Origin of the sequence: Streptomyces sp. NPDC003300 (genome assembly GCF_040610915.1) — a bacterium.
In the GTDB taxonomy this organism is placed as follows: domain Bacteria; phylum Actinomycetota; class Actinomycetes; order Streptomycetales; family Streptomycetaceae; genus Actinacidiphila.
In genome coordinates, this window is record NZ_JBEXNE010000002.1 from 63,579 (window position 1) to 79,164 (window position 15,586).

The window sequence follows — 15,586 nt, forward strand, 5'->3', positions numbered from 1 at the left end:
CGTGCCGCACCCCTCTCACCATTCCCCAGCCCGCCCGGCGACCGAAGCCGGAACCCGCCGAGGCATGCACAGCACCGACCCTCCGGCAGCCGCAGCCGGAACCCGCCGAGGCGTGCGCAGCACGGACCGCCAACCCGCCGGAGGCGGAAGCCGCCCGCGCGCACCCCACCCCAACTCCCCTGCCCGCCGCCCACCCGCCGGAGGCGGGAGCCGCCCTCGCGCACCCCGCCCCGGTTCTCCAGCCCGCCCGGCGATTGAGGGCTTCGGGGAGGGGCGGGGTGGGGGGAGAGATGTCAGCGAACCGCTTGTGCACGTACGAGGAGGCATCGTGAGTACGCCGTATCCGTTCACGGCCCTGGTGGGCCAGGAAGACCTGCGGTTGGCGCTGCTGTTGAACGCCGTGAGCCCGGCGGTGGGCGGGGTGCTGGTCAGGGGGGAGAAGGGCACCGCGAAGAGCACGGCGGTGCGGGCGCTGTCGACACTGCTGCCGGACGTACCGGTGGTGCCGGGGTGCAGGTTCTCCTGCGACCCGGCGGCCCCGGACGCGCAGTGCCCGGACGGCCCGCATGAGACGGGCGGGGGAACGGCCCGCGCGGCGCGGGTGGTTGAGCTGCCGGTCGGCGCGAGCGAGGACCGACTGGTGGGCGCGCTGGACATCGAGCGCGCCCTGTCGGAGGGCGTGAAGGCGTACGAGCCGGGCCTGTTGGCGGCGGCGCACCGCGGCGTGCTGTACGTGGACGAGGTGAATCTGCTCCACGACCACTTGGTGGACCTGCTGCTGGACGCGGCGGCGATGGGCGCGAGCTACGTGGAGCGCGAAGGCGTCTCCGTCCGGCACGCGGCCCGCTTCCTGCTGGTCGGCACGATGAACCCGGAAGAGGGCGAGCTGCGCCCGCAGTTGCTCGACCGGTTCGGCCTGACGGTCGAGGTCGCGGCCTCGCGGGAGACCGACGAGCGCGTCGAGGTGGTCAGGCGGCGGCTGGCGTACGACGCGGATCCGGCCGGTTTCGGGGCGCGTTGGGCGGCCGACGAGCAGGCGGTGCGTGAACGGATAGCCGCCGCGCGGCGGTTGCTGCCGTCGGTGCGCCTGGGCGACGGCGCGCTGCGGCAGATCGCGGCGACGTGCGCGGCGTTCGAGGTGGACGGGATGCGCGCGGACATCGTCATGGCGCGTACGGCGACGGCGCTGGCCGCGTGGGCGGGCCGCACGGTCGTCCTCGCCGAGGACGTACGGCAGGCCGCGCTGTTGGCGTTGCCCCACCGGCGGCGTCGCAACCCCTTTGACGCGCCCGGTCTCGACGAGGACAAGCTGGACGAGACGCTGGAGCGGGAGCGCGGGGCCGGCGAGGGAGAGGGAGAGCAGGGCGAGGGGCGGGACGGCGAGGGGGACGACGACCCGGACACCGACCCGGACGGCCCCGGCGGCGGGCCGTCCGGGCCTCGGGAGCCGGAGGGCGGCCCGCAGGGCGGCTCTGGGGAACAGCCCGGCGGCGAGCAGGACGCGCCCGCGGGCCAGGACTCCCCCGCCGCGAGCGCGGGTGCGGGCGACAGCGCGGGCGACGGCTCCGGGCCCAAGGGCGAGCGCTCGGCGGTCGGCGCCGGGGACCCGTACAGGACGCGGCACTTCGATGTGCCGGGCATCGGCGAGGGCGCGGCCGGGCGCAGGTCCAGGGCCCGTACGGCGCACGGCAGGACGACCTCCGCCAGGCGTCCGCGCGGCTCGCTGGGCAAGCTGCATCTGGCGGCCACCGTGCAGGCGGCGGCCCCGTACCAGCGGGCGCGCGGCCGGTCGGGCGCGGGGCTCGTGATCCGCCGGGACGATCTGCGGCAGGCGGTCAGGGAGGGCCGCGAGGGCAATCTCGTGCTGTTCGTGGTGGACGCGTCCGGCTCGATGGCGGCGCGGGAGCGGATGACCGCGGTCAAGGGCGCGGTGCTGTCGCTGCTGCTGGACGCGTACCAGCGGCGCGACAAGGTCGGTCTGGTCACCTTCCGCGGCGCGGACGCCGACCTCGTGCTGCCGCCGACGTCGTCGGTCGAGGCGGGCGCGGCCCGGCTGGAGAAGCTGCCGACCGGCGGGCGTACGCCGCTGGCCGCCGGGCTGCTCAAGGCGCGTGAGGTGCTGCGCGTGGAGCGGTTGCGGGACGCCACGCGGCGCCCGCTGCTGATCGTGGTGACGGACGGCCGGGCGACCGGCAGCCGGGCGGCGGCGGGCAGCACGGTCAAGAGCGGTCTGGAACCGATGGCGCTCGCCGGGCGGGCGGCCCGGCTGCTGGCCGCAGAAGGCACCGCCTCGGTGGTCGTGGACTGCGAGTCGGGCCCGGTCAGGCTCGGCCTGGCGGGCGCGCTGGCACAGGAGTTGGGCGGCGTCGCGGTGACGCTGGAGGAACTGCGCGCCGACACGGTGTCCGCGCTCGTCAACGACGTACGGAGGGCCGCGTAATGCCGCAGGGGCAGCCGAGTGCCGTACCCGACGACGGTTTGACGACCCGTCAGCGCAGGAACCGGCCGCTGACGATCGTGCACACCGGCGTCGGCAAGGGGAAGTCGACCGCCGCCTTCGGTCTCGCGCTACGCGCCTGGAACCAGGGCTGGCCGGTCGGGGTGTTCCAATTCGTCAAGTCCGCCAAGTGGAAGGTCGGCGAGGAGCGGGCGCTGCGCGTGCTCGGCGACTCCGGCGAGGGCGGGACCGTCGCCTGGCACAAGATGGGCGAGGGTTGGTCCTGGGTGCAACGGTCCCTGGAGTCCAGCGAGGACGCGGCCCGCGAGGGGTGGGAGCAGGTCAAGCGGGACTTGGCCGCCGAGACGTACCGGCTCTACGTGCTGGACGAGTTCGCGTACCCCATGCACTGGGGATGGGTCGACACCGACGAGGTCGTCGCCGTGCTCCGCGACCGGCCCGGCGCCCAGCACGTCGTCATCACCGGCCGCAACGCGCCGCCCGCGCTGGTCGACGCCGCCGACCTCGTCACCGACATGTCCAAGGTCAAGCACCCCATGGACGCCGGGCAGAAGGGGCAGAGGGGCATCGAGTGGTGAACGTCCCGCGCCTCGTGGTGGCCGCGCCCGCCTCCGGCAGCGGCAAGACCACCGTCGCCACCGGGCTGTTGGCCGCCTTCGCCGAGGCCGGGCTCGCCGTGTCCCCGCACAAGGTCGGGCCCGACTACATCGATCCCGGCTACCACTCGCTCGCCGCCGGGCGGCCCGGCCGCAACCTCGATCCCTTTCTGTGCGGGCCCGACCGTGTCGTCCCGCTCTTCGCGCACGGCGCCGCCGGATGCGAACTCGCCGTCGTCGAGGGCGTCATGGGGCTCTTCGACGGTGCCGCGGGGCGCGGTGAGCTGGGCTCCACCGCGCAGGTCGCCAAGATTCTCCGGGCGCCGGTGGTTCTCGTCGTGGACGCCGGCGCGCAGTCGCGGTCCGTCGCCGCGCTCGTCCATGGCTTCGCCTCCTGGGATCCCGAGGTGCGGATCGGCGGGGTCGTTCTCAATCAGGTCGCTTCCGATCGGCACGAGGCCCTTTTGCGGGCCGCGCTCGACGAGTCCGGGGTGCCCGTGCTCGGTGTGCTGCGGCGCGCGCCGCTGCTTCATGTGCCGTCCCGGCACCTCGGGCTCATTCCTGTCGCCGAGCGGCGGGGCGACGCCGTGGGGTGGGTCCGTGAGCTCGCCGCGCTCGTGCGCGGTGCCTGCGATCTGCCCGCGCTCCTCTCCCTGGCGCGCAGCGCCCCGGACCTGCCGGGCACCGCCTGGGACCCGCTGTCCGAGCTGGCGGCCTGCGGCGCCGCTTCCCCCCACCCCGCCCCTCCCCGAAACCGTGGCTCCGCCCCGGCCCCTCCCCCGGCTGCCACTGCGGGTGGGGCCGGGGGGTCGGGCTCGGATGCGGGGAGGGGCGCGGTGGTGGCTGTCGCGGGTGGGGCGGCGTTCACGTTCGGGTACGAGGAGCAGGCGGAGCTGCTGCGGGCGGCGGGGGCGGACGTGGTGGGGTTCGACCCGCTGCGGGACGAGGAGCTGCCGGAGGGTACGCGCGGCGTGATCCTCGGCGGCGGCTTCCCCGAGATGCACGCCGCCGACCTGTCGGCGAATGAGCGGCTGCGCGAGGCGGTCGCCGCCTTCGAAGGCCCGATCGCGGCGGAGTGCGCCGGACTCCTTTATCTGACAAGGGAGTTGGACGGCGCTCCGATGTGCGGGGTGCTGAACGCCACGGCCACGATGACCGACCGCCTGACGCTGGGCTACCGCGAGGCCGTCGCGCTGAGCGACAGCGTGCTGGCGGCGGCCGGCACCCGCCTGCGGGGCCACGAGTTCCACAGGACCCGCGTGGAGCCGGGTGCGGGCGCCACCCCGGCCTGGGGTTTCACGGGAGAAGCCGCCCGCAGGGTCGACGGCTTCGTGGAGAAGAACGTGCATGCCTCGTATCTGCATGTGCACTGGGCCGCCGAGCCGTCACTGGCGCGGCGCTTCGTAGAGAGGTGTGCCGAATGACCGTGCTGCTGACCGGAGTCGGGGTGGGCCCCGGCGACCCGGAGCTGGTGACCGTCAAGGGAGTGAACGCGCTGCGGGCGGCGGCCGTGGTCGTCGTACCGGTACTCGACACGGGCGAGCGGGGACGGGCGGAGGCGACCGTACTGCACTACGTGGACGCGGCGCGGATCGTCCGGGTGGTGTTCGCGCTGAACGAGCGGACCGACCGGGCGCGGCGGGAGGCGGCGTGGGACGCGGCGGGCGCGCGGGTGGCCGAACTCCTGCGGGAGCACGGGACGGTGGCCTTCGCGACGATCGGCGACCCGAATGTGTACTCGACGTTCACGTATCTGGCGCAGACGGTCACGGAGTCGGTGGCCGGGGTGCGGATCGAGACGGTGCCCGGCATCACGGCGATGCAGGATCTGGCGGCGCGCAGCGGGGCCGTACTCACCGAGGGGACCGAGCCGTTGACGCTGGTGCCGGTGACGGCGGGGGCCGCGGTGCTGCGGGCGGCGCTGGAGGGGCCCGGCACGGTGGTGGCGTACAAATTCGGGCGGCTGGCCGGGGAAGTGGCGGCGGCGCTGCGGGAGACCGGCAGGACCGAGGGCGCGGTGTGGGGCAGTTCGCTGGGGCTGCCCGGTGAATCGATCAGGCCCGCCAAGGAGTTGGCGGAGGAGCTGCGGGACGGCGCGCTGCCGTACCTGTCGACCCTGATCGCGCCCGCGCGGCGCGACGGCGGCCGGGGAGGAAAGCTGTGAGCGGCTCGACGGAACCGGGGACGGGCGCCGCAAACGGCGCGAAGGTGACGATCGTCGGCGCGGGCCCCGGCGCGGCGGATCTGCTGACCTTCCGGGCGGCGCGGGCCATCGCGGAGGCGGACGTCGTCATCTGGGCGGCGAGCCTGGTGCAGGCCGAGGTGCTGCGGCACGCCCGCGACGGCGCGGAGATCCTGGACTCAGCGGCGATGTCGCTGGAGGACGTGGTCGCGGTGTACGAGCGGGCGCTGCGCGAGGGGCTGCGGGTGGCGCGGATCCACTCGGGCGATCCGGCGCTGTGGGGCGGCACGCAGGAGCAGGTGGACCGCTGCGCGGGGCTCGGCATCGAGGTGGAGATCGTGCCGGGGGTGTCGTCGTTCTCGGCCGTCGCGGCCCTGGCCGGGCGGGAGTTGACGATTCCCAAGGTCGCGCAGTCGGTGATCCTGACCCGGCTGGGCGGCGGCAAGACGCCGATGCCGCCGGGCGAGGAGGTCAGGGAATTCGCCCGGCACGGTACGACGATGGCGGTGTTCCTGTCCGCGGCGCGGTCCGGGCAGCTCGCCGCCGAGCTGCTGGAGGGCGGCTACGTCACCGGCACCCCGGTGCTGATTGCCCATCAGGTCACCTGGCCCGAGGAGCTTTTGCTGCGCTGCACGGTCGGCACGATGGAGGCCACCGTCAAGGAGCACAAGCTCTGGAAGCACACGCTCTTCCTGGTCGGACCCGCGCTCGCCGCCTCCGGGACGCGCTCGCACCTCTATCACCCCGGCCACTTCCACGGTTTCCGGCGGGCCGATCCGGTGGCGCGGCGCGCCCTGCGGGAGTCCCGTGCTCCGGGAGAGTCCCGTACGCCGGAGGAGTCCCGCGCTTCGGGGGAAGCGCGTGAGTCCCATGGGTGACGGCGTGATCACCGTCCTCGGTGTGGGTACGGGCGGCCCGGTGCCCGACGTCGGCGCCGCCGATCTGGTCGTCGGCGCCGCCCGGCACCTCGACGCGGTCCAACTGCCCGCCGGGGCACGGCGCGTGGTGCTCGGGCCGCTCGCACCCGCGCTCGACACGATCGCGGAGTACGCGGCCGCGCCCGGTGCCCGCGTGGTCGTGCTCGCCTCGGGCGACCCCGGATTCTTCGGGATCGTACGGGCGTTGGGCGCGCGGTTCGGCGCGGCGGCGCTCGACGTACGGCCGTCGTCCCCGTCCGTCGCGGTGGCCTTCGCCCGGCTCGGGCTGCGCTGGGACGACGCGGTGGTGGTCAGCGCGCACGGACGCGATCTGCGCACCGCCGTCCATGTGTGCCGGGCGCACCCCAAGACCGCCGTACTGACCGGACCCTGCGCGGGACCGGCCGAGTTGGGCGCGGCGCTGGCCCGTACCGGCCTGGACCGTACCCTCGTTGTCGCCTCCGCGCTCGGTACGGATGCCGAGCGCGTCGAGCGGGTCTCGCCCGCGCGGGCCGCCGAACGGGACTGGTCGGGGGCCGGGGTCGCGGTGGTGCTGTGCCTGGCGGCGGACTCCTTCGGCGAACGGGCCGACGTCTCCCGTACGGTCGCGGGGCCGCCGCCCGCACCCGCCCAATGGGCGCTGCCCGAGGAGGAGTTCGCGCACCGCGACTCCATGGTCACCAAGTTCGAGGTACGGGCCCTGGCCCTGGCCCGGCTCGGGCCGCGCACCGGGGACCTGGTGTGGGACGTCGGGGCCGGGTCCGGGTCCGTGGCCGTGGAGTGCGCGCGGTTCGGCGCCGCCGTGGTCGCCGTGGAGAAGACAGCCGACGGCGTCGAACGGATACGGGCGAACGCCGTCGCGCACGGCGTGGACGTGCAGGTCGTGCACGGGGACGCGCCCGCCGCGCTCGACGGACTGCCCGACCCCGACGCCGTCTTCGTCGGCGGCGGCGGGCCGGAGCTGGCCGCGATCGTCGCGGCGTGCGCCCGGCGGGCGCGGCGGACCGTCGTGGTGACGCTCGCCGCCGTGGACCGGGTGGCGGAGGTCCGCGGTGCCCTGCGGGCCGCCGGGCTGGTGCCCGACGGTGTCCTGCTCCAGTCGTCGCGGCTCGCGCCGCTGCCCGGGGAGGTGGCGCGGCTGGCCGCGACGAATCCCGTGTTCGTGCTGTGGGCCCGGCGCCCCGCACCCCAAGAAGGAGAGCTCTCGTGATCGGCCTCATCCACGCCACCGCGGCGGGGCGCACCGGATGCGAGCGGCTCGCCGCCGCGTGGCCCGGCAGGACGGTGCTGTACGGGGACGGCGCGGACCGTCCGCTGCGGTCCGTCGTGGCGACGGCCTTCGCCGAGTGCGACCAGCTCGTCCTCTTCCTCGCGACCGGCGCCGCCGTGCGGCTCCTCGCCCCGCTGCTGCGCGGCAAGGCCGAGGATCCCGGTGTCGTCACCGTCGACGAGGCCCACCGCCACGCCGTCGCCCTCCTCGGCGGGCACGGCGGCGGCGCCAACGTTCTGGCCTCCGCCGTCTCCTCCGTCCTCGGGTCCGCTCCCGTCATCACCACCGCGACCGACTCCGTCGGCACCCCCGCGCTCGACGCCCTCCCCTACCCCACGGACGGGCCCCTGGCCCCCCTCACCCGCGCCCTCCTCGACGGCGCCCCCGTCCGCCTCCACACCGACCAGACCTGGCCCCTCCCCGCCTTTCCCCTGACGGTGGTCTCGGCAGAGTGGACCCCAGCACATTCGGGTGAACCCACTTCCCCCGAAGACCCCCGGACCTTCGCCGGGCCCCGTACGGCACCGCCGAACACCGCCATCCCGCGTCCGCCGGACGCGGCGGATTCAGGGGAACCCACTTCCCCCGAAGACCCCCAGACCTTGGCCGGGCAGGACCAGCCGTTCACGCTCCGCCCCGGGCCCCCGGCCCAGCGCGAGCTGACCTCGGCACCGCCGAACACCGCCGTCCCCCGTCCGGCGGGCGCGGCGGATTCAGGGGAACCCACTTCCCCCGAAGACCCCCGGACTGTGGCCGGGCAGGACCAGCCGTTCACGCTCCGCCCCGGGCCCCCGGCCCAGCGCGAGCTGACCTCGGCACCGCCGAACACCGCCGTCCCGCGTCCGCCGGACGCGGCGGATTCAGGGGAACCGTCGTCCCCCGAAGGCCCCCGGACTGTGGCCGGGCAGGACCAGCCGTCCACGCTCCGGCCCGAGCCCCCGGCCCAGCGCGAGCTGACCTCGGCACCGCCGAACGCCGCCGTCCCCCGCCCGGCGGGCGCGGGTGGGTATGCGGTGTGGGTGACGGATCGGGTGGTGGAGGGAGATGAGGGGGGCGTCGCGGTGTATGTGAGGCCGCCGTCGTTGGTGGTGGGGGTGGGGGGAAGCCGGGGGGTCGGGCGGGAGGAAGTGGTCGGGCTGGTGCGCAGCACCCTGGCGGAGGCGGGGCTGGCGCAGAAGAGCGTGAGCGCCCTGGCGACGGTGGACGCGAAGGCCGGGGAGGAGGGGATCGTGGCCGCGGCGGCGGAGTTCGGGGTGCCGTTGCTGACGTACGCGGCAGCGGAACTGGCGAGGACGGCCGTGCCGAACCCCTCGGCGGCGCCGCTCGCCGCGGTCGGGACACCGTCCGTGGCGGAGGCGGCGGCGATCCTGGCCGCCGGGACCGGCGGCCAACTGATCGTGGAGAAGCGGAAGTCGGCGATGGCGACAGCCGCCATCGCGCGGCGCCGACCGCGCGGACGGCTGGCCGTGGTGGGCCTGGGCCCCGGCGCCCGCGACCTGGTGACACCGCGCGCCGTGGCGGAACTGCGCCGCGCTTCCGTGATCGTCGGCCTCGACCAGTACGTCGACCAGATCCGCGACCTGCTGATGCCCGGCACCCGCGTGCTGGAGTCGGGGCTCGGCGCGGAGGAGGAACGGGCCCGCACCGCCGTCGCCGAGGCCCGCGCCGGGCACGCCGTCGCGCTGATCGGGAGCGGTGACGCCGGGGTCTACGCGATGGCCTCCCCCGCGCTGGCGGAGGCGGCCGACGACATCGACGTGATCGGCGTCCCGGGCGTGACCGCCGCCCTGGCGGCAGCCGCCCTGCTGGGCGCGCCGCTCGGCCACGACCACGTCTCGATCAGCCTGTCCGACCTGCACACACCCTGGGACGTGATCGAACGGCGCGTGCGGGCCGCCGCCGAGTCCGACCTGGTCGTGACCTTCTACAACCCCCGCAGCCGCGGGCGCGCCTGGCAGTTGCCCAAGGCGCTGTCCGTCCTGGCCGAGCACCGCACCCCGCTGACTCCGGTCGGCGTCGTCCACGCGGCGTCCCGCCCGGACGAGCGGGTCGAGGTCACGACGCTCGCCGACCTCGACGTCGGCACGGTCGACATGGTGACGGTCGTGACCGTCGGCAACACCGCCAGCCGTATCGTCTCCGGCCGCATGGTGACCCCCCGCGGCTACCGCTGGCAGACATGACGGCGCCCCGTCACCCGTTCCCACAAGCCCCGACCGCCCCCACCCCCTCCGGAGGAGAAGCCGCGTGAACCGTACGGTCCACCCCATCGAGCAGGAGTCCTTCCGCATCCTGCGGTCCCGGCTCGACACCTCAGGGATGACGCCGCTGCGACGGGCCGTCGTGGAGCGCGTGATCCATTCGAGCGCGGACCTCGGGTACGCGGAGGACCTGGTATGCGAGGAGTCGGAACTCCGTTACGCGCACGCCGCGTTGCACGCGGGCGCGCCGATCGTGGCGGACGTGGAGATGGTCGCGTCCGGGATCACGGCACGGTCCTCGGTGTGCCGGCTCACGGACGCGGCCTCCGGGCCGGGACTGACGCGCAGCGCGCACGCGATACGGCTGGCGTACGCGGAGGTCGGGCCGGGCGCGGTGTGGGTGGTCGGATGCGCGCCCACGGCGCTGGAGGAGTTGCTGAACCTGGACGCGGCACCCGCGTTGGTGATCGGGCTGCCAGTCGGCTTCGTCGGCGCGGCGGAGAGCAAGGCGCGGCTGCGGGCGTCGGGGCTGCCCGCGGTCAGCAACGTCTCGGAGAAGGGCGGCTCCGCGGTGGCCGCCGCGGCGCTCAACGCCCTGTTGTACACGGAATATCCCCTCGCGGAACATCACCTCACCGACCGTCCCCTCACCGACCATCACCTCACCGACCATCCCTTCAAGGAGAACGACCAGTGACCCACCCCCCTGCCCTTCTGCTCGTCGGCCACGGCACGCGTGACGCGGCCGGTGCGGCCGCCTTCCGCTCGTTCGTGGCGCAACTGGGCGCGGCCAGTTCGGAGTTGGCGGTCGGCGGCGGCTTCATCGAGCTGTCGCCGCCGCCGCTGGCGGACTCGGTGGCGGAGCTGGTCGGCGCGGGCGTACGCGACTTCGCCGCCGTTCCGCTGGTGCTGGTGTCGGCCGGGCACGCCAAGGGCGACATACCGGCGGCGCTGGCCCGTGAGGAGCGGCGCCATCCGGGGACGTCGTTCGCGTACGGCCGCCCGCTCGGGCCGCATCCGAATCTGCTGACGGTGCTGGAGCGGCGCGTGGACGAGGCGCTGGCGGGCGCCGACCGCGCGGAGACCACGGTGCTGCTGGTGGGCCGGGGTTCGACGGATCCGGACGCCAACGCCGAGGTGTTCAAGGTGGCGCGGCTGCTGTGGGAGGGCCGTGGTTACGCGGGGGTGGAGACGGCCTTCGTGTCGCTGGCCGAGCCGTCGGTGCGGGCCGGTCTCGACCGCTGCCGCAAGCTGGGCGCGCGCCGCGTCGTCGTCCTGCCGTACTTCCTGTTCACCGGTGTGCTGCCGGACCGGGTACGGGACCAGGCCCGCGAGTGGGCCGGGGAAGCGCCGGACGTGGAGCTGCGCTGCGCCGACGTGATCGGCCCCGAGCCGGAGTTGGCGGAGCTGGTGATGGAGCGCTACCGGGAGACGGTACGGGGCGACCTGCGGATGAACTGCGACTCGTGCGTGTACCGGGTCAAGCTCCCCGGCTTCGAGGACCGTGTCGGGCTGCCGCAGCAGCCGCACCACCACCCCGACGACCCGTCGCACAGCCACGGAAGCGGCCACCATGCGCACACCCACTGACCGCGACCGCGTGCCGGACCCGGCGGCGGGCGGCGGGCCGGACCCGTACGGCCGCGACACCCCCGACGGCCATGACGCCCGCCGCGCCGAAGTCGCCGCCGACGGCTACGACTTGCGGCATCACGGTGACGCCGAGGTCGGCGAGGGCCTGATCGACCTCGCGGTCAACGTCCGCGCGAACACTCCCCCGCCCTGGCTGCGCGAGCGCGTCGCGCGGTCGCTGACCGGCCTCGCCGGATATCCGGACGGCCGGGCGGCGCGGCACGCGGTGGCCCTGCGCCACGGGCGGCCGGACGCCGAGGTGCTGGTGACGGCCGGAGCGGCGGAGGCGTTCGTGCTGCTCGCGCGGGCGTTGACGCCACGTCACACCGTTGTGGTGCACCCGCAGTTCACCGAACCCGAGGCGGCGCTGCGGGCGGCCGGGCACGAGGTGCGGCGGGTCCTGTTGTCCGCGTCCGACGGCTTCCGGCTCGACCCGGCGGCGGTCCCGCCGGAGGCGGATCTGGTGGTGGTCGGCAATCCGACCAACCCGACGTCCGTCCTCCATCCGGCCGCGCTGATACGGGAGTTGGCCCGTCCGGGGCGCACGCTGGTGGTGGACGAGGCGTTCATGGACGCGGTGCCGGGCGAGAGCGAGTCGCTGGCCGGGTGCCGGGACGTGCCGGGGCTCCTCGTCCTGCGCAGCCTGACCAAGACCTGGGGCCTGGCCGGACTGCGGATCGGCTACGTGCTCGGCGACGCGGACACGGTCGCCGCGCTGGAGAGCGCACAGCCGCTGTGGGCGGTGTCGACTCCCGCGCTGGCGGCGGCCGTTGCCTGCGTGGAGCCGGACGCGCTCGCGGAGGCGGCGGAGGCGGCCCGTACCGTGGTCGGCGACCGCGCCTACCTGCTGGACCGGCTGGCCGCACTCCCCGGAGTCGAGGTCGCGGGCGACGCGCCCGCCGGTCCCTTCGTCCTGCTGCGCATGGCCGGAGCGGCCGACGTCCGGCTCCGCCTGCGGGAGATGGGCTACGCGGTCCGGCGCGCCGACACCTTCCCCGGCCTCGGACCCGACTGGCTGCGGATCGCCGTGCGCGACCGCCGTACGACGGACGGTTTCGCGAACGCCCTGGCCACGGCCATGGCCTGAGAGCAGGGCGCTCAACCGGCCGCTTCTGCCTACTGCTTGACGCCGAGGGCGGTGAGGTCGACGCCGCCGAGGACCGGCTGCTCGTAGACGTTGGTGAGGCGGGGGGCGCGGTAGACGAGGTGCTGGGTGTAGATCAGCGGGACCATGGTCCCCTCGCCCATCACCTTGGCATCGATGGCCTGCCACAGGGACGCGGCCTTGGCCGGATCGGTGACGCCGTCGGCCTGCGTGACCAGGCCGTTGATCTCGCTGTCGTCGAGCTGGGCGTAGTTGTTGATGCTGCCCGGCTGGATCAGCGAGCGCAGGAAGCCGCCGCCGGTGGGCCAGTCGGCGGCCCATCCGGTCATCACGATGCCCCACTTGGCGCTCTTGAGCTTGCTGGGCGACAGCAGCGTGTCGTAGAAGGTACTGGCGTCCTGCGTGACGATCTTGACGGTGATGCCGACTTCGGCGAGGGAACCGCGGATGGACTGCATGGCGTCCTCGACCCGCCCCGGCGCCTTGACCCCGGCCATGGTGACGGTGAAGCCGTTGGGCTTGCCGCACTTGCCCAGGTACTTGCGTGCCTCGTCGGGGAACGACACCCCCGCGTTGGTGCCGAAGGGCGTGGCCGAGGTGCTGTATCCGTCGGTGGTCGGCGGCAGCATCGTGGTGGCCACCTCGCCGCCGGCGTACTGCCCGCCGAGCACGGCGCGGACCTGCGCCTTGTCGATGGCGTACTGCACGGCCCAGCGGCACTCGTACCGGTCGAAGGGCGCCACCGTGGTCTGGAGGCTCAGGAAGCGGGTGGTGCCGTTGAAGACGAGGTCCGTATTGGCCTTCAGCGCCGGGTCGTTGAGGATCTTGGTCTCGGTCTGGTCGCTGACCGTCTGGCCGGCCAGGTCGAGGTCGGCGCTGCCGTCGAGCAGGTCGGTCTCGACCTCGTCCTGACTGCTGACGATCTTCAGGTCGATCGCGTCGGGCAGCGCCGAGTGCACGGTGTCGGTCCTGGGGTCCCAGTGGGTGTTGCGGACCAGGTGCAGCGAGGCGCCCGAGGTGTAGCTCGCGACGCGGTAGGGGCCGCTGCCGACGGGGTGCTTCCCGAAGTCCTTGCCGCCGCCGGTGTCGGCGGACTGCGGGACGGGCGCGCCGATCGAGAGCGCGAGGACGTAGCGGAAGTCCGCGTAGGGCTTGGCGAGCCGGAAGACGATCGTGCGGTCGTCCGGTGTGGCCACCGAGCGCAGGCCGAGCTTGCCGGGGTCGCTGTCGGTGTACGGGCCCTGGTAGTTCTGCCCCTGGTCGAGGAGGTCCACGAGGTGGGTCGGGCCGCCGGGGAACTCGTCGCGGGCGAAGGTCCGCTCGATGCCGTACTTGACGTCCTTGGAGGTGATCGGCGCTCCGTTGTCGAAGGTGACGCCGTCCTTGAGGCGGAAGGTCCAGGTGCGGCCGTCGGAGCTGACCTGGCCGGTGTCGGTGGCGAGGTCGGGGACGACCTTGCGGCCCGCACCGCCGGGCGCGGGCGCGTAGTCCACGAGTTTGCGCAGGTAGAGGCGCTGGAGATTCCACGACGGCTGGTCGTAGGTGGCGGCCGGGTCGAGGAGATTCTCCGAGGCGTAGGAGGAGATGAGCTTGAGCGTGCCGCCGGTGGCCGTCGAGGGTCTGACCACCCCGTTCAGCCCGCCGCTGTAGCCGGAACCCTCCTTCCCGCCGTGGAGTTGGAGCGCCGCGTTCTGCACGGTCGGCTTGTCGGTGGGCTTGTCGTCGCCGTGCTTCTTGCCGCCGAACGGCGCGAAGGTGAGCGTCACGGTCACGGCGACCGCGGTGACCGCCAGCCCGGCCGCGCCCGCCATCCACCGGCGGCGCCCGGCCCCGCCCCGCGGCGGCTCCGCGGGCCTGCCCACATTGAGCGGCGGCGGGGTGCTCGGCAGATACTGCGGCGGCACCGGGCGCTGCGGGGCGCGGTACGCGGGGTGCTCCGGCTGGTGGTAGCCGGCCGCGCGCGGCGGCGGGGTCGCGTCGCTCGCGGCGGCGGGCGGTATGGACGAGCCCCGGCCCGCGGACGGGGAGGGAGTGCCGGAGGACGGGGAGGGAGTGCCGGACGAGGGTGCGGGGGTGCCGGAGGACGGGGAAGGGGTGCCGGACGAGGGCGAGGGCGTGCCGCCGGACGGGGAAGGCGTGCCCGGCGACCCGGCGGGGGTCCGCGGTGCCCGCGGCGGCGTGCCTGCTCCGGCCGGGTCCGCCTTGGGCGGCAGCGCGGGCAGCCCGGCGCCCGGCACTCCGAAGGTCGCCCGGGGGTCGGCCGCCGACGACCGCTTGCCCGAACCGCCGTCCGCGGGTTCCGCGGCGGGTCCGGTCAGCGCGGAGGAGCCGGTGGCCGCCAGCCAGCCGCGCAGTTGGTCGCGGAAGGCGGCGGCGCCCTCGGGCCGCTCGGCCGGGTCCTTGGCGAGCGCGGCCAGCACCAGCGCGTCCAACTCCTCGGGCACCCGCGGATTGCGGGCGGACGGGGCCGGGGGCGGGGTGTGGACGTGCCAGTACATGAGGTTGATCGGGTTGCCGTCGGTGAACGGCGGTCTGCCGGTGAGCAGTTCGGTCAGGACGCAGCCGACCGCGTAGACGTCGCTGCGGGCGTCGACGTCGACGCCGTTGATCTGCTCGGGCGACATGTAGCTGGGCGTGCCGATCGCCGAGCCGGTGGCGGTCAGCCGGGCGTCGCTGTGCAGGACGTGCGCGATGCCGAAGTCGGCGACCTTGACGGCGCCTTCGGTGGTGATCATCACGTTGGCGGGCTTCACGTCGCGGTGGACGGTGCCGTGGCTGTGCGCGTGGGCGAGCGCGTCCAGCACGTCGGCGGCGATGCGCGCCGCGCGCTCGGGCGCGAACCAGACCTGCTCGCGGACGAGTTGGGCGAGCGTGCTGCCCCGCACGTACTCCATGACCAGGTAAGGCACCACGGTGTCGTCGTCGGTGCGGACCTCGTCCTGGTCGTGGACGGTGACGATGCCGGGGTGGTTGAGCGCTCCCGCGGCCTGCGCCTCGCGGGCGAACCGGCGGCGCGCGTCGGGGTCGCTGGCCAGTTCGGGCAGGAGCGTCTTGACCGCGACGGCGCGGCCCATGCGGGTGTCGCGGGCGCGGTGCACCCGGGCCATTCCGCCGGAGCCGAGAAGCTCCGCCAGTTCGTAACGACCCGCGAAAAGCCCGTCGACCATTACTCGTTCGCCCCGTTCGCCCATCCCCAAGTCGAACGGCAGTCGAGCCGCCGTTCGT

General features: G+C 74.6%; 11 protein-coding genes. 10 read left to right on the forward strand and 1 reads right to left on the reverse strand.

The window, feature by feature from the left end:
• The first annotated feature begins 328 nt into the window (after window positions 1-328).
• The 10 genes from ABZX65_RS02840 (at window position 329) to cobC (ending at window position 12,343) form a co-directional block, all read left to right on the forward strand.
• Window positions 329-2,440 carry a putative cobaltochelatase gene (locus ABZX65_RS02840; protein WP_355333753.1) on the forward strand — a complete coding sequence of 704 codons (2,112 nt, stop codon included), beginning with the start codon at window positions 329-331 and terminating at the stop codon, window positions 2,438-2,440.
• The gene (gene cobO / locus ABZX65_RS02845; RefSeq protein ID WP_355333755.1) at window positions 2,440-3,036 is read left to right on the forward strand and encodes a cob(I)yrinic acid a,c-diamide adenosyltransferase; all 597 of its coding nucleotides are present in this window, start codon (window positions 2,440-2,442) and stop codon (window positions 3,034-3,036) included. The genes ABZX65_RS02840 and cobO overlap by 1 nt, the downstream gene beginning before the upstream one ends.
• Window positions 3,030-4,478 carry a cobyrinate a,c-diamide synthase gene (locus ABZX65_RS02850; protein WP_355333757.1) on the forward strand — a complete coding sequence of 483 codons (1,449 nt, stop codon included), beginning with the start codon at window positions 3,030-3,032 and terminating at the stop codon, window positions 4,476-4,478. The genes cobO and ABZX65_RS02850 overlap by 7 nt, the downstream gene beginning before the upstream one ends.
• Complete coding sequence (cobI, locus tag ABZX65_RS02855) at window positions 4,475-5,218, forward strand: precorrin-2 C(20)-methyltransferase (protein WP_355333760.1); 744 nt, start codon at window positions 4,475-4,477, stop codon at window positions 5,216-5,218. The genes ABZX65_RS02850 and cobI overlap by 4 nt, the downstream gene beginning before the upstream one ends.
• Window positions 5,215-6,114 carry a precorrin-4 C(11)-methyltransferase gene (gene cobM / locus ABZX65_RS02860; RefSeq protein WP_355333762.1) on the forward strand — a complete coding sequence of 300 codons (900 nt, stop codon included), beginning with the start codon at window positions 5,215-5,217 and terminating at the stop codon, window positions 6,112-6,114. Before cobI ends, cobM begins: the two co-directional genes overlap by 4 nt.
• Window positions 6,115-6,118: 4 nt before the next feature.
• Window positions 6,119-7,363 carry a precorrin-6y C5,15-methyltransferase (decarboxylating) subunit CbiE gene (cbiE, locus tag ABZX65_RS02865; RefSeq protein ID WP_355334668.1) on the forward strand — a complete coding sequence of 415 codons (1,245 nt, stop codon included), beginning with the start codon at window positions 6,119-6,121 and terminating at the stop codon, window positions 7,361-7,363.
• Window positions 7,360-9,606, forward strand: a complete 2,247-nt coding sequence (cobJ, locus tag ABZX65_RS02870) for a precorrin-3B C(17)-methyltransferase (RefSeq protein ID WP_355333765.1) — start codon at window positions 7,360-7,362, stop codon at window positions 9,604-9,606. The genes cbiE and cobJ overlap by 4 nt, the downstream gene beginning before the upstream one ends.
• Before the next feature lie 64 nt (window positions 9,607-9,670).
• A complete protein-coding gene (locus tag ABZX65_RS02875) occupies window positions 9,671-10,321 on the forward strand; it encodes a precorrin-8X methylmutase (RefSeq protein WP_355333767.1) in 651 nt (216 codons plus the stop codon).
• The gene (locus ABZX65_RS02880; protein ID WP_355333769.1) at window positions 10,318-11,214 is read left to right on the forward strand and encodes a sirohydrochlorin chelatase; all 897 of its coding nucleotides are present in this window, start codon (window positions 10,318-10,320) and stop codon (window positions 11,212-11,214) included. Before ABZX65_RS02875 ends, ABZX65_RS02880 begins: the two co-directional genes overlap by 4 nt.
• Window positions 11,198-12,343 (forward strand): Rv2231c family pyridoxal phosphate-dependent protein CobC, encoded by a 1,146-nt coding sequence (gene cobC / locus ABZX65_RS02885; protein WP_355333771.1) that lies wholly within the window; start codon window positions 11,198-11,200, stop codon window positions 12,341-12,343. Before ABZX65_RS02880 ends, cobC begins: the two co-directional genes overlap by 17 nt.
• Window positions 12,344-12,372: 29 nt before the next feature.
• Here the strand turns inward: cobC and ABZX65_RS02890 are convergent, their stop codons facing one another.
• Window positions 12,373-15,528, reverse strand: coding sequence for an ABC transporter substrate-binding protein (locus ABZX65_RS02890; RefSeq protein WP_355333773.1), 3,156 nt, complete (start codon window positions 15,526-15,528; stop codon window positions 12,373-12,375).
• Between the last annotated feature and the right edge of the window lie 58 nt (window positions 15,529-15,586).